Source organism: Nocardia sp. NPDC055002 (assembly GCF_053608825.1).
Genome location: NZ_JBSGWE010000005.1, coordinates 96,265 through 108,989 on the forward strand (window position 1 = coordinate 96,265; position 12,725 = coordinate 108,989).

Here is a 12,725-nt window from a genome sequence, read left to right on the forward strand (position 1 = left end):
AGGTCATCCTCGAGGATGACCCGACTCGCTACTTCTCGGCGACGCGCGGCACGGCGATCGTGAGGCAAGCTGGGGCGCATGATCGAGCTGAAGGGCCTGACGAAGCAATTCGGCCAGACCGTCGCGGTGCAGGACCTCACGTTCACCGTCCGACCAGGACTGGTGACCGGGTTCCTCGGACCCAACGGTGCCGGTAAATCGACGACCATGCGGATGATCCTCGGATTGGACAAGCCGACGGCGGGCAGCGCGCTCATCGACGGCAAGCAGTACCAGCAGCTGGAACGCCCGCTCACGCAGGTCGGCGCGCTGCTGGATGCCAAGTGGGTGCATCCGAACCGCTCGGCGCGCGCCCACCTGGAGTGGCTGGCCGCCTCCAACGACATCCCGAAGTCGCGGGTCGAAGAGGTCCTGCGCCTGGTCGGCCTGTCCGAGGTGGCGAACAAGAACGCGGGCGGATTCTCGCTCGGTATGTCCCAGCGTCTCGGCCTGGCGGGCGCGCTGCTCGGCGACCCGAAGGTGCTGCTGTTCGACGAGCCGGTCAACGGCCTCGACCCGGAGGGCATCCTGTGGATCCGCCGGTTCATGCAGCGCCTGGCCGCCGAGGGCCGCACGGTGCTCGTGTCGAGCCACCTGCTCTCGGAGATGTCGCAGACCGCCGAGCAGCTCATCGTCATCGGTCGTGGTCAGCTGATGTTCGACGGCACCACCCAGGAGTTCATCGACCGCGCCTCCGAGCAGTCGGTGCGCGTGCGCAGCCCGCAGCTGGATCAGCTGCGCAGCCTGCTCACCTCGCACGGCATGACCGTGAAGGAAGACGGCGATGCCGCGCTGATCGTCGCGGGCGTCACTTCCGACGAGGTCGGCAAGGTGGCGGGCACGAACAACGTCACGCTCTACGAGCTGGCACCGCAGCAGGCCTCGCTCGAGGAAGCGTTCATGCGGATGACCGGCGGCGCCGTGGAGTACCACGGTGAAAGCTTCGATCAACAGGCGATGGGAGGTGCGCTCTGATGGGCGTGCTCGCAGCGGAACGAATCAAACTCACCTCCACCCGCTCGCCCTGGTGGTGCTCGGCGGTCGTGGTGGTGCTCGGCATCGGCCTCGCCGTGCTGATCGCCTTGGTCACCAATGCCGACTCCACCGGGGATTCCGGCGAGGGCCCGCCGTTGCTCACCCCGAGCGTGGCGGTGTCGGGTGTCGCCGGTTTCGGCGTCATGGTCTTGATGATCATGGCCGCGTTGACGGTGACCAGCGAATACCGCTTCGGCGTCATCCGCTCCAGCTTCCTCGCGGTCCCGAACCGATCCAAGGTCGTGCTGTCGAAGACCGCGCTGGTCGGCTTCTACTCGGCCGTGCTCACCGGTGTGCTCGCGCTCATCGCGTTCATCGTGGCCAAGCTGATCACCGGTGACGACGCCCCCGGTCTCGTGCTCGACGGCAACTGGCGGGCCATCTACAGCGTGCCGATCTACGCGTTCCTGTGCGTCATGCTCGCCATCGGCGTCGGTGTGCTGGTGCGCCAGTCGGCCGCGGCGATCTCGCTGATCGTGCTGTGGTCGCTGCTGCTGGAGAACCTGCTCGGCGCGTTCGGCAGCTTCGGCCGCACCGTCAAGCCGTTCCTGCCCTTCCAGAACGCGAACCGTTTCCTGAGCGTCGAGGAGTACGCAGGCGACTGGCACTGGGGCGTGTGGGGAAGCCTGATCTACTTCGCCGTGTTCGTGGCGATCGTGTTCGCCGGCGCGCTCGTGCTGGTCAACCGCCGCGACGCCTGATAAAGCCAGCCCGGGCCGCCCTCGTAATCGCCCGGGCCGCGAGGGCCGCGACCTTGTCGGGAGGTCGCCCCTGCATGAGCCCCCGGCGTCCGCTGCCCGGACGCCGGGGGCTCGCGCATCTTCAGTGAAGACATGGGTAACTCACTTGGCACGGGCGAACGTGCCCCACGGGCGGAACCGTCGGCCGCGTCACCTCGTCCCCCTGCGCCTGAGTCTGGCTGGAAGTCTCGGGGAGGCGGATCGGCTAACCTTTGAGCGTGAGTGAAACGCCTTCTGGCGGGGTGAATCCGCGGCGGCGCGACGCCGCGGACGTGTCCATCCCGTTGGAGCCGATCGTGAGTGAATCCGCCGAGTCCGACACCGATGCGCGCGCGAGCCGCAAGCGCGCCCAGATCTCGTCGAAGCTGCAAGCGGCCAACCGGCGGGCGGACCTGATCGGCGCCCTGCGCAGGGCACGCCAACAGCTGCCCGGCGACCCGGCCTTCGGCGACCCGCTGTCGGTGACAGGACCCGGTGGTGCGCGCGCGGTGGCCCGGGCGGCGGACAAGATCGCGGGCGGCGCCCCGACCGCGGCCAGGGAAATCGGTTTCGGTGCCCTGCAGGTGTGGCAGGCGGGGCTGGAGCGGATCGGCCGTGGGCGCGGCTCCGAGGAGGTGACCATCGTGTTCACCGACCTGGTCGGGTTCTCGAGCTGGTCGCTGTCGGTGGGCGACGAGCGCACCCTGGAACTGCTGCGCAAGGTCGCCAAGGCCATCGAGCCGCCGATCGTCGAGCGTGGCGGTCAGGTGGTCAAGCGGATGGGCGACGGTCTGATGGCGGTGTTCTCCTCGCCCGATCGTGCCGTGCGCGCCGCGCTGGCGGCCCGGCGCAATCTCGCCGGGGTCGAGATCAACGGCTACACCCCGCGGATGCGGGTCGGTCTGCACACCGGCTCGCCCCGGGAGATCGGCGGCGACTGGCTCGGCGTCGACGTCAATATCGCTGCCAGGATGATGGAGGCGGGCGGCAACGGCAACACGATGATATCCAGCATCACGTTGGCCGCGTTGCGTCCGGAAACCCTCGATGAGCTGGGTGTTGTCGCCAAACCCTACAAGCGCAACTTCTGGGCGGCGCCGCTGAACGGCGTCCCGGAAGACGTCAGGATCTTCAAGCTACACACGTCGGGCTGAGCGCTTCTCCAGCCGATCCTGTTCCTTCCAGTAGGCGCGGAACGCCTGCTGGGTCGGGGTCGGCTTGGTGGTCAGCGCCTGCCAGTTCGTCGAACGAACGAAGTCGATGATGAGCAGCACCGGCAGGATGAACGCGTGGAAGAAGATCAGGTAGTCGCCGCCTTCGAACACGAACCACAAGTACCCCGCGTATCCGAGGAACGCGATGCCGAACACCGCGTTGAGCGCGCGCGAGAGCTGGCTGCGGCCGTTGTCGACGTTGGCCATGATGATCATCGCGAGGCCGCTGAGCGCGAGCAGGCCGACATACCAAGTGAACATGTCGGCAAGCCAACAGCCCCTGCCTTGCCCTGATCTTGCGAAAGCCTTGCTATTCCAGCCAGAGCGCGGCGCCGAGGCCCGCGAGGACAGCGGCGACGATCAAACCGATCGCCACCGGGCGGTTGTTCTTCCAGGTCGTGTACGCGCCGCCGAGCAGGAATCCGGCGAGGGCGAAGAGGAGGACGGACAGCATGGGTTCCATCTTGCCTGGTCGATTGCACGGAATTAACAAGCACGCATGCTTGCTTTTTTTCTGAACCGCTGCGATCCTGGGTGCCATGAGTGCTCTCTCCGCTGACCCGGACCTGATCCGGATCGGGAATTGTTCCGGGTTCTACGGTGACCGGCTCAGCGCCATGCGCGAGATGCTGGAAGGCGGTCAGCTCGACGTGCTGACCGGCGACTACCTCGCCGAACTCACCATGCTGATCCTGGGCCGCGACCGGATGAAGGATCCGAGCCTCGGCTACGCCAAGACCTTCGTCAAGCAGATCAAGGACTGTCTCGGGCTCGCGCTCGAGAAGAACGTCCAGATCGTCACCAATGCCGGCGGGCTGAATCCGGCCGGGCTGGCCGAGCAGTTGCGCAAGGTCGCCGCCGAGCTCGGGCTCGATGCCGAGATCGCGCACGTAGAAGGCGACGACCTGGTCTCGCGGGCCGCCGAGCTCGACCTGGGTCAGCCGCTCACCGCCAACGCCTATCTCGGCGCGTGGGGCATCGTCGAGTGCCTGAACTCCGGCGCCGACATCGTCGTCACCGGCCGGGTCACCGACGCCTCCGTGATCGTGGGTCCGGCGGCGGCCCACTTCGGTTGGGCCCGTACCGATTACGACGCGCTCGCCGGTGCCGTGGTCGCGGGCCACGTGATCGAGTGCAGCACTCAGGCCACCGGCGGCAACTTCGCCTTCTTCACCGAACTCGGTGACATCGGCCGCCCCGGCTTCCCGATCGCCGAGATCCGGCGCGACGGCTCCTGCGTGATCACCAAGCACGACGGCACCGGTGGCGCGGTCACTGTCGACACCGTCGAAGCCCAGCTCATGTACGAGATCCAGAGCGCGCGCTACGCCGGACCCGATGTCACCACCCGCCTGGACAGCATCGTGCTGAGCCAGGAGGGCAAGGACCGGGTGTTGATCAGCGGCGTCACCGGTGAGGCCCCGCCGCCACAGCTCAAGGTCTCGCTGAACACTCTCGGCGGCTTCCGCAACGAGATGTCGTTCATCCTCACCGGACTCGATATCGAGGCCAAAGCCGCCCTGGCACAACGACAGCTGGAATCCTGGCTGCCGGACAAGCCCGCCGAGCTCACCTGGACCCTGGCTCGCCTCGATCGCCCCGACGCCGAGACCGAAGAGCAGGCCAGCGCGATCCTGCGCTGTGTGGTGCGCGATGCCGACCCGAACAAGGTCGGTCGCGGGTTCTCCAGTGTCGCTGTGGAATTGGCGCTCGCGAGCTACCCGGGCGCCAGCTTCACCGCGCTGCCCGGAAACGGTTCGCCCTACGGTGTCTTCACCCCGGGCTTCGTCGACGCGCACGAGGTGCCGCATCTCGCCGTGCTGTCGGACGGTACCCGCGTCGACATCGCCCCTGCCACGGAAACCGTTGTCCTCGAGCCTGTTTCCGAACCAGAACTGCCCGCACCCCTGCCGCCCACCGAGACCCGTCGAGTCCCGCTCGGCACGATCGCGCTCGCCCGCAGCGGCGACAAGGGCGGTGACGCCAATATCGGCGTGTGGGTGCGCACCGACGACCAGTGGCGCTGGCTCGTGCACACCCTCACCGTCGAGAAGCTGCGAGAACTCCTCCCCGAGACGGCCGAACTGACCGTCACCCGCCACGTGCTGCCCAACCTGCGCGCGGTCAACTTCATCATTTCCGGCCTGCTCGGCAAGGGCGTCGCCTACCAGGCACGTTTCGACCCGCAGGCCAAGGGGCTCGGCGAATGGCTGCGCTCCCGCCACATCGATATGCCGACGGAGCTGTTCGCATGACCTCAGTTTGGGAAACGCCGGAGCGAAAAGAGCTGCGCGCCACCGTGCGCGGGTTCGTCGAGCGGGAGATCCTGCCCGACCTCGATGCCTGGGAGCGGGCCGGCGAACTGCCGCGCGAGCTGCACAAGAAGGCAGGCGAACTCGGCCTGCTCGGCATCGAGTACCCGGAATCGGCGGGTGGCGAGGGCGGCAACGCCATCGACTCGGTGATCGTGGGCGAGGAGATCCATGTCGCCGGAGCGTCCGGCGGGCTGTGGGCCTCACTGCTGACCTGCGGAATCGCGCTGCCGCACATGATCGCCTCGGGCAACCAGGCCCAGATCGACCAGTGGGCCAAGCCGACGCTGGCCGGTGACCTGATCGGTTCGCTGGCCATCACCGAACCCGGCGGCGGTTCCGATGTCGGCCACCTCACCACCACGGCCGTGCGCGACGGTGAGGACTTCATCATCAACGGCGCCAAGACCTTCATCACCTCGGGCTGCCGTGCCGACTTCGTCGTCACCGCGGTGCGCACGGGCGGCCCCGGCGCGGCCGGTGTTTCGCTGATCGTGGTGCCGAAGGACACGCCGGGCTTCACCGTCAGCCGCAAGCTGGAGAAGATGGGCTGGCTGGCCTCGGATACCGCCGAGCTGTCGTACGTGGACGTACGGGTTCCGGCGTCGAACCTGGTCGGCGCCGAGAACAGCGGCTTCGCGCAGATCGCCGCCGCGTTCGTCAGCGAGCGGGTGGGCCTCGCGGTGCAGGCGTATTCGCTGGCCCAGCGCGCGCTCGACCTCACCGTGCAGTGGTGCCGCGATCGCGAGACCTTCGGCCGCCCGCTGATCAGCCGCCAGAAGGTGCAGATGACGCTCACCGATATGGCGCAGCGCGTGGATATCTCGCGCACGTACACCCGGGCGCTCGTCGAGCGCTACGTCGCCGGTGAGGAGAACCTGATCGCTCAGGTGTGCTTCGCCAAGAACAACGCCGTCGAGACCGCCGAATGGGTGGCCAACCAGGCCGTGCAGCTGCACGGCGGGATGGGCTACATGCGCGAGGCCGAGGTCGAGCGCATCTACCGCGATGTGCGCATCATCGGCATCGGCGGCGGCACCAACGAGATCCTGACCATGCTGGCGTCGAAAGTATTGGGGTACCAGTCGTGACGACCTTCCGTTCCCTCATCGACACCGCCTCGCCCGAGTACACCGCGGCGGCCGAGGCGATGTCCACCAAGCTCACCGAGGTCGAGGCGGAGTTCGCCAAGGCCATCGCCGGGGGCGGCCCCGAGAAGGTGGCCCGCCACCACAAGCGCGGCAAGCTGACCGCCCGTGAGCGCATCGAGCTGCTGCTCGACGAGGACTCGCCGTTCCTCGAGCTGTGCCCGCTCGCCGCGTGGGGCAGCGACTTCCACGTCGGCGCGTCGACGATCGCCGGTATCGGCCTTGTCGAGGGTGTCGAGTGCATGATCGTCGCGCCCGACCCGACGGTGCGCGGCGGCACGTCGAACCCGTGGACGCTGCGTAAGACACTGCGCATCAACGACATCGTCCGGGAGAATCGTCTGCCGGTGATCTCGCTGGTCGAGTCCGGTGGTGCGGACCTGCCGACGCAGAAGGAAGTGTTCATCCCGGGTGGCGCGATGTTCCGCGACCTCACCCAGGCCTCGGCGGCCGGGATCCCCACCATCTCCTTGGTTTTCGGCAACTCCACCGCCGGTGGCGCCTATATCCCCGGCATGTCCGACTACGTGGTGATGGTCAAGGAAGCCGCGAAGGTCTTCCTCGCGGGCCCGCCGCTGGTGAAGATGGCCACCGGTGAGGACTCCGACGACGAGACCCTCGGCGGCGCCGAGATGCACGCCCGCACCTCCGGTCTGGCCGACTACATGGCCGCCGACGAGCAGGACGCGATCCGCCTCGGCCGCAATATCGTTCGTCGCCTGAACTGGAAGAAGCAGGGCCCGGAGCCGCGCGCGGAGGTGATCTCGCCGATCTACGATCCCGAGGAACTGCTCGGCATCGTGCCCTCGGACCTGAAGATCCCGTTCGATCCCCGCGAGGTCATCGCCCGCGTGGTCGACGGTTCCGACTTCGACGAGTTCAAGCCGCTCTACGGCTCGAGCCTGGTCACCGGGTGGGCCGAGATCAACGGCTACCCGATCGGCATCCTCGCCAACGCGCGCGGCGTGCTGTTCTCCGAGGAATCGCAGAAGGCCACCCAGTTCATCCAGCTGGCCAACAAGAAGAACACGCCACTGTTGTTCCTGCACAACACCACCGGCTACATGGTCGGCAAGGAGTACGAGCACGGCGGCATCATCAAGCACGGCGCGATGATGATCAACGCGGTCGCCAACTCCACGGTGCCGCACATCTCGCTGCTGGTCGGCGCCTCCTACGGCGCCGGGCACTACGGCATGTGCGGGCGCGCGTTCAACCCGCGTTTCCTGTTCGCCTGGCCGAGTGCGAAATCCGCCGTCATGGGTGGGGCGCAGCTGGGCGGCGTGCTCACCATCGTGCAGCGCGGCGCGGCCGAGTCCAAGGGCCTGCCGTTCGACGAGGAGGCCGCCGCTGGTCTCGCCGCGATGGTCGAGGCGCAGATCGAGGCCGAGGCCATGCCGATGTTCCTGTCGGGCAGGTTGTTCGACGACGGCATCATCGACCCCCGCGACACCCGCACTGTGCTGGGGATGGCTCTGTCGGCCATTCACACAGCCCCGATCAAGGGCGCCGAGGGCTTCGGCGTCTTCCGAATGTGAGGCGCGACAACATGGCCATTACGAATGTCCTCGTTGCCAATCGTGGTGAGATCGCGCGCCGCGTGTTCGCCACCTGCCGTCGGATGGGCATCGGTACCACCGCGGTCTACTCCGACGCCGACGCCGCGGCACCGCATGTTTCCGAGGCCGATGCTGCCATCCGGCTGCCCGGCAACACTCCGGCCGAGACCTATCTGCGTGGCGAGCTGATCATCGAGGCCGCGCTGTCGGCCGGTGCCGACGCGATCCACCCCGGGTACGGATTCCTCTCCGAGAACGCCGAATTCGCGCGCGCCGTGCTCGACGCGGGTCTGGTCTGGATCGGCCCGCCCGTCGCGGCGATCGAGCAGATGGGCTCCAAGGTCGAGTCCAAGAAGATGATGGACGCCGCCGGTGTCCCCGTCCTCGCCGAGCTCGATCCGGCCGAGGTCACCGACGCGCACCTGCCCGTGCTGATCAAGGCGTCCGCCGGTGGTGGTGGACGCGGTATGCGCGTGGTGCGCGAGCTGGGCGAACTGCAGGATCAGATCGCGGGCGCTCGGCGCGAGGCCGAGTCGGCCTTCGGTGATCCGACCGTGTTCTGCGAGCGCTACCTCGAGACCGGCAGGCACATCGAAGTCCAGGTCATGTCGGACACCTTCGGCAAGACGTGGGCTGTCGGCGAGCGGGAGTGCTCGATCCAGCGTCGTCATCAGAAGGTCGTCGAGGAAGCGCCCTCGCCGCTCGTCGAGAAGATCGACGGCATGCGCGATCGGCTGTTCGAGGCGGCGCGTCTGGCGGCCGAGGCGATCGGGTACGAAGGCGCGGGCACCGTCGAGTTCCTGGCCGACGAGAAGGGTGACTTCTTCTTCCTGGAGATGAACACCCGTCTCCAGGTGGAACATCCGGTCACCGAGCAGACCACCGGCCTCGACCTGGTCCGCCTGCAGTTGCAGGTGGCGTCGGGTCTGCCACTGCCCGCGACCCAGCCCGCCCAGCGTGGCCACTCGATCGAGGTGCGCCTCTACGCGGAGGACCCCGCGCACGACTGGCAGCCGCAGAGCGGTCCGGTGCACAAGATCGAGATCCCCTTCACCGCTGGTGAGTTCACGGTTCTCGACCGGCCAGGCGTGCGCCTGGACACCGGTGTCGTCGACGACTCGGTGGTCGGCGTCCACTACGACCCGATGCTCGCCAAGGTCATCTCCTACGCCGAAACCCGCGCTGAGGCGGCACATCTGCTCGCCACCGCGCTCCAGCGCGCCAAGATCCACGGCCTTGTCACCAACCGTGACCTGCTCGTGCGCGTGCTGCGGCACCCGGCGTTCCTCGCCGGCGACACCGACACCGCCTTCTTCGCCACCCACGACCTGGCCGTGCTCTCGGCGCCGCTGGTATCGGAGGCCGACGAGGCATTGTCGATTGTCGCTGCGGCGCTTGCCGATTCGGCTGCCAATCGGGGCACCTCGCGCCTGGCCGGACTCACCCCGAGTGGCTGGCGCAACCTGTCTTCGCTGCCGCAGACCAAGTCTTACGAAAGCCGCACCTCCGGCACCCACGAGGTGTGCTACCGCTTCACCCGCACGGGTGTCGCGGTCGAGGGCCACGACGGTCTCGAGCTCATCTCGGTCGCGCCCGATCGGGTAATTCTCGGTGTGCCGGGTGAACGTGGTTCGGTGCGTAGGCAATTCGAGATCGCCCGCTACGGCGATCATGTCGCGGTCGACTCCCCGCTCGGCCCGGTGGCCGTGCGCAGGCTGCCCCGCTTCACCGACCCGTCGGAGCAGGTGGCCGCCGGTTCGCTGCTCGCGCCGATGCCCGGCAGCGTGATCCGCCTCGGTGCCGCCGAAGGCGACCACGTCAAGCAGGGGCAGCCCATTCTGTGGCTGGAGGCGATGAAGATGGAACACACCATCGCGGCCCCGGCGACCGGCATTCTCAGTGCACTCAACGTGACCGTCGGCCAGCAGGTCGAGGTCGGAACCGTCCTCGCCGTCGTCGAGGAAGAAGAGCAGGAGCAGGCATGAACGAGCGAAGCGAGAGAATCATGTGCCAGCGCGCGGAGCGCATGCCGCAGCCGAGCGTCAGCGAGGTGGAGGCATGAGCTTCATCGAAACCGAAGAGCAGAAGGCGCTGCGCGCGGCGGTCGCCTCGCTGGCGAGCAAGTACAACTACCGCGACTACGTGCTGCCGCTCTCGCGCAAGAACGAGCCCCTCACCGAGCTGTGGGACGAGGCGGGCAAGCTCGGCTTCCTCGGCGTGAACCTGCCCGAGGAGTACGGCGGCGGTGGCGCGGGCATGTACGAGCTGGCGCTGGTGCAGGAGGAGCTGGCGGCGCAGGGCGCCGGGCTGCTGCTGATGGTCGTCTCGCCTGCCATCTGCGGCACCATCATCACCAAGTACGGCACCGAGGCGCAGAAGCAGAACTGGCTGACCAAGCTGGCCGACGGCTCGTCGAAGATGGTCTTCGCGATCACCGAACCCGACGCGGGCTCCAACTCGCACCAGATCACCACCACCGCCCGCCGCGACGGCGGCGACTGGATCCTCAACGGCCGCAAGATCTTCATCTCCGGTGTCGATCAGGCCGAGGCCATCCTGGTGGTCTCGCGGACCGAGGACCACAAGACCGGCAAGCTCAAGCCCGCGCTGTTCATCGTGCCGGTGGACGCGCCCGGCCTGGTGAAGAACGTCCAGGAGATGGACGTGATCGAGCCGGACAACCAGTTCACGCTGTTCTTCGACGACGTGCGCCTGCCCGCCGACGCCCTCGTCGGTTCCGAGGACGCGGCCATCGCCCAGCTGTTCGCCGGACTGAATCCCGAGCGCATCATGGGCGCGGCGATGGCGGTCGGCCTCGGCCGCTACGCCATCGACCGGGCCGTGGAGTATGCCAAGGAGCGCACGGTGTGGAAGACGGCCATCGGTGCGCACCAGGGTATTTCGCATCCGCTGGCCCAGGTGAAGATCGAGCTGGAACTGGCCAAGCTGATGATGCAGAAGGCCGCGACGCTCTACGACACCGGCGACGAGTTCGGCGCCGCCGAGGCGGCCAACATGGCCAAGTACGCGGCCGCGGAAGCCAGCATCAAAGCGTTGGACCAGTCGATTCAGACCCACGGCGGTTCGGGCCTGACCCGTGAGGTCGGGCTGGCAGCCATGCTGCAGGCCGCGCGTATCTCGCGCATCGCGCCGGTCAGCCGGGAGATGATCCTGAACTTCGTCGCCCAGCATTCGCTCGGCCTGCCGCGCTCGTACTAGGCACAACGGTGGTCGCCCCGGAAGCGGGGCGACCACCCCTACCGGATGAACAGGAGTCCCGATGAGTGACGCGACGGAAACACCGTTCGTCCGCTACGAGGTCGTCGACGGGTTCGCCACGCTAACCTTCGATTCCCCGCACAACCGCAATGCGCTCTCGTCCAAGCTCGTTCGTGAGCTGCTCGCCGGATTCGACGCCGCGGGCGCCGATCCCGCCGTGCGCGGCATCGTGCTCGCCCACACCGGTGACACCTTCTGCGCGGGCGCCGACCTCAAGGAGGCGAGCACGGCCGACCCGGCGGTGGCCGCCGACGAACGCACCCGCGTGATGATCGACGTACTGCGCGGCATCCTCGCCTCGCCCAAGCCGGTGATCGCGCAGATCGACGGCAACGTCCGGGCCGGCGGCATGGGCATCATCGGGGCCTGCGATCTGGTCGTGGCGGGGCCTGGCAGCAGTTTCGCGCTCACCGAGGTGCGCATCGGGATGGCGCCGTTCATGATCTCGCTCACGCTGGTGCCGCGCCTGGACCAGCGGGCCGCGAGCCGCTACTTCCTGACCGGCGAGAAGTTCGACGCCGCGACCGCGCAGGAGATCGGCCTGGTCACCGTGGCCGCGCAGGACGCCGCCGCCGAGGTGAAACGCCTGAGTGGCGAGCTGCGCAAGGGGTCGCCGCAGGGACTGGCCGAGTCCAAGAAACTGGTCAACGCGGCGGTGCTGGCTACGTTCGACACCGAGGCCGAAGCACTGGCCGAGCGGTCGGCGAGCTTCTTCGGCACCCCCGAGGTGATCGAGGGCATGACGGCCTTCTTCCAGAAGCGTCCGCCCAGCTGGGCACAATAGTCCGATGGCGACACCCCACGAACCCAAGCAGGACCGCAGCCGGGCCACCCGGCAGCGGCTGCTGGAGGCGACCATCGACTGCCTGGCCGAAACCGGCTGGGCAGCCGCCACCGTGTCGGTGGTCGCCGAGCGGGCCGGGGTGTCGCGCGGCGCCGCCCAGCACCATTTCCCCACCCGCGAGGACCTGATCACCGCCGCGCTCGAGTTCATGTTCGAGTTCCGGATGGACCAGGCCAAGGCCGAGGCCGAAACGGTGAACGCGGTCGCCCAGGGTGAAGGCCGCACGCGCGCCGTCGTCTCCGCGCTCGTCGAGTCCTACACCACCCCGTTCTTCAAAGCCGCGCTCCAGGTCTGGACCCACGCCGCCGCCGACCCGGCCCTGCGCGAACGCATCCTGCCCCTCGAGGCCCGGTTCGGCCGCATCTCCCACCGCCGCGCCATCGAAGCCCTCGGCGTCGACGACTCCGACCCGGTCACCCACCATCTCGTCCAGGCCACCCTCGACCTGGCTCGCGGACTCGGCCTCGCCGACGTCCTCACCGACGACTCCGCTCGCCGCAAACTGATCGTCGACCAGTGGGCCGCCACCCTCCACACCGCCCTGAACCTGTCCCACTGAACCCTTGTGACCTGGTC

The 12,725-nt window shown here is 68.0% G+C and carries 12 protein-coding genes; 10 read left to right on the top strand and 2 right to left on the bottom strand.

Annotated features, from left to right (window positions below; all coding sequences use genetic code 11):
• Positions 1-78 precede the first annotated feature (78 nt).
• From ACWF99_RS21595 to ACWF99_RS21605, 3 genes are all read left to right on the top strand, one after another.
• Positions 79-1,014, top strand: coding sequence for an ABC transporter ATP-binding protein (locus tag ACWF99_RS21595; RefSeq protein ID WP_378633694.1), 936 nt, complete (start codon positions 79-81; stop codon positions 1,012-1,014).
• Positions 1,014-1,775, top strand: a complete 762-nt coding sequence (locus ACWF99_RS21600; RefSeq protein ID WP_378633697.1) for an ABC transporter permease — start codon at positions 1,014-1,016, stop codon at positions 1,773-1,775. Before ACWF99_RS21595 ends, ACWF99_RS21600 begins: the two co-directional genes overlap by 1 nt.
• Positions 1,776-2,092: 317 nt before the next feature.
• Positions 2,093-2,947 (top strand): adenylate/guanylate cyclase domain-containing protein, encoded by an 855-nt coding sequence (locus ACWF99_RS21605; RefSeq protein ID WP_452537359.1) that lies wholly within the window; start codon positions 2,093-2,095, stop codon positions 2,945-2,947.
• On the opposite strand, the gene ACWF99_RS21610 is transcribed toward ACWF99_RS21605, so the two are convergent.
• Together ACWF99_RS21610 and ACWF99_RS21615 are read right to left on the bottom strand one after the other, a co-directional pair.
• The gene (locus ACWF99_RS21610; RefSeq protein WP_378633699.1) at positions 2,930-3,268 is read right to left on the bottom strand and encodes a hypothetical protein; all 339 of its coding nucleotides are present in this window, start codon (positions 3,266-3,268) and stop codon (positions 2,930-2,932) included. The two genes, ACWF99_RS21605 and ACWF99_RS21610, sit on opposite strands and share 18 nt — an antisense overlap.
• 49 nt (positions 3,269-3,317) lie before the next feature.
• On the bottom strand, positions 3,318-3,461 hold the full coding sequence (locus tag ACWF99_RS21615; protein WP_378633702.1) for a hypothetical protein: 144 nt from the start codon (positions 3,459-3,461) through the stop codon (positions 3,318-3,320).
• A gap of 85 nt (positions 3,462-3,546) precedes the next feature.
• Between ACWF99_RS21615 and ACWF99_RS21620 the strand changes: the two genes are divergently transcribed.
• From ACWF99_RS21620 to ACWF99_RS21650, 7 genes are all read left to right on the top strand, one after another.
• Positions 3,547-5,262, top strand: coding sequence for an acyclic terpene utilization AtuA family protein (locus ACWF99_RS21620; protein ID WP_452537223.1), 1,716 nt, complete (start codon positions 3,547-3,549; stop codon positions 5,260-5,262).
• On the top strand, positions 5,259-6,410 hold the full coding sequence (locus ACWF99_RS21625) for an acyl-CoA dehydrogenase family protein (RefSeq protein WP_378633707.1): 1,152 nt from the start codon (positions 5,259-5,261) through the stop codon (positions 6,408-6,410). The genes ACWF99_RS21620 and ACWF99_RS21625 overlap by 4 nt, the downstream gene beginning before the upstream one ends.
• Positions 6,407-8,005, top strand: coding sequence for an acyl-CoA carboxylase subunit beta (locus ACWF99_RS21630; RefSeq protein ID WP_358061506.1), 1,599 nt, complete (start codon positions 6,407-6,409; stop codon positions 8,003-8,005). The genes ACWF99_RS21625 and ACWF99_RS21630 overlap by 4 nt, the downstream gene beginning before the upstream one ends.
• 11 nt (positions 8,006-8,016) lie before the next feature.
• Positions 8,017-10,011: an acetyl/propionyl/methylcrotonyl-CoA carboxylase subunit alpha gene (locus ACWF99_RS21635; RefSeq protein WP_452537224.1), complete on the top strand. Its 1,995-nt coding sequence runs from the start codon at positions 8,017-8,019 to the stop codon at positions 10,009-10,011.
• Positions 10,012-10,084: 73 nt separating this feature from the next.
• Positions 10,085-11,245 (top strand): acyl-CoA dehydrogenase family protein, encoded by a 1,161-nt coding sequence (locus ACWF99_RS21640; RefSeq protein ID WP_378633713.1) that lies wholly within the window; start codon positions 10,085-10,087, stop codon positions 11,243-11,245.
• Between the two features lie 61 nt (positions 11,246-11,306).
• Positions 11,307-12,089: an enoyl-CoA hydratase family protein gene (locus tag ACWF99_RS21645; RefSeq protein WP_452537225.1), complete on the top strand. Its 783-nt coding sequence runs from the start codon at positions 11,307-11,309 to the stop codon at positions 12,087-12,089.
• A gap of 4 nt (positions 12,090-12,093) precedes the next feature.
• Positions 12,094-12,708 (top strand): TetR/AcrR family transcriptional regulator, encoded by a 615-nt coding sequence (locus tag ACWF99_RS21650; RefSeq protein WP_101465384.1) that lies wholly within the window; start codon positions 12,094-12,096, stop codon positions 12,706-12,708.
• Positions 12,709-12,725 lie beyond the last annotated feature (17 nt).

Excerpts from the sequence above, each read along its gene's own strand:
- ACWF99_RS21620 (WP_452537223.1), top strand. The coding sequence starts at position 3,547 with ATGAGTGCTCTCTCCGCTGACCCGGACCTGATCCGGATCGGGAATTGT.
- ACWF99_RS21625 (WP_378633707.1), top strand. The coding sequence starts at position 5,259 with ATGACCTCAGTTTGGGAAACGCCGGAGCGAAAAGAGCTGCGCGCCACC.
- ACWF99_RS21610 (WP_378633699.1), bottom strand. The coding sequence starts at position 3,268 with ATGTTCACTTGGTATGTCGGCCTGCTCGCGCTCAGCGGCCTCGCGATG.
- ACWF99_RS21615 (WP_378633702.1), bottom strand. The coding sequence starts at position 3,461 with ATGCTGTCCGTCCTCCTCTTCGCCCTCGCCGGATTCCTGCTCGGCGGC.
- ACWF99_RS21650 (WP_101465384.1), top strand. The coding sequence starts at position 12,094 with ATGGCGACACCCCACGAACCCAAGCAGGACCGCAGCCGGGCCACCCGG.
- ACWF99_RS21600 (WP_378633697.1), top strand. The coding sequence starts at position 1,014 with ATGGGCGTGCTCGCAGCGGAACGAATCAAACTCACCTCCACCCGCTCG.
- ACWF99_RS21595 (WP_378633694.1), top strand. The coding sequence starts at position 79 with ATGATCGAGCTGAAGGGCCTGACGAAGCAATTCGGCCAGACCGTCGCG.
- ACWF99_RS21640 (WP_378633713.1), top strand. The coding sequence starts at position 10,085 with ATGAGCTTCATCGAAACCGAAGAGCAGAAGGCGCTGCGCGCGGCGGTC.
- ACWF99_RS21635 (WP_452537224.1), top strand. The coding sequence starts at position 8,017 with ATGGCCATTACGAATGTCCTCGTTGCCAATCGTGGTGAGATCGCGCGC.
- ACWF99_RS21645 (WP_452537225.1), top strand. The coding sequence starts at position 11,307 with ATGAGTGACGCGACGGAAACACCGTTCGTCCGCTACGAGGTCGTCGAC.